Below are 376 nucleotides of genomic sequence, written 5' to 3'. Positions count from 1 at the left end.
CCTTCAATCCCCATCACAAATCCATAATACGCGATAATTACACTACAAATTAGTTCAACTAACATTACAAAAACAATAATAGATGTTTTAGTCGTAATTGTTTTCACCTTATCGACGACAACTTCTAAGCGAGGAAAGATCCCCGATGCGAACGCAAAGGCTAATGCGGGAAAAACAGCTAACGGCATGAAATAATTTTCTACAATTAAATAGGAACCAGGAATTGATGAACTAAATACCGACCTTAGTACGATTTCAAGCGCTATTAAAAACATCATTAGTAAAATCGCAATACCGCTTATAAAAACCCCTATCTTGTTCACTCGATCAAACAACTCATCGATTTTATTAACTGTGTTCATTTTATCCCTCCTCC

General features: G+C 35.6%; 1 protein-coding gene. It reads right to left on the bottom strand.

Annotation, left to right across the window (positions count from 1 at the left end):
- On the bottom strand, positions 1-362 hold a 362-nt coding region (locus tag KH400_RS22280), incomplete at its 3' end, for a TRAP transporter small permease (protein WP_217228362.1).
- Between the last annotated feature and the right edge of the window lie 14 nt (positions 363-376).

Source organism: Desertibacillus haloalkaliphilus, from assembly GCF_019039105.1.
Lineage (GTDB): Bacteria > Bacillota > Bacilli > Bacillales > KJ1-10-99 > Desertibacillus > Desertibacillus haloalkaliphilus.
Note: the sequence above shows the minus strand (reverse complement) of the source record. Positions and strands in the feature narration are given on the sequence as shown.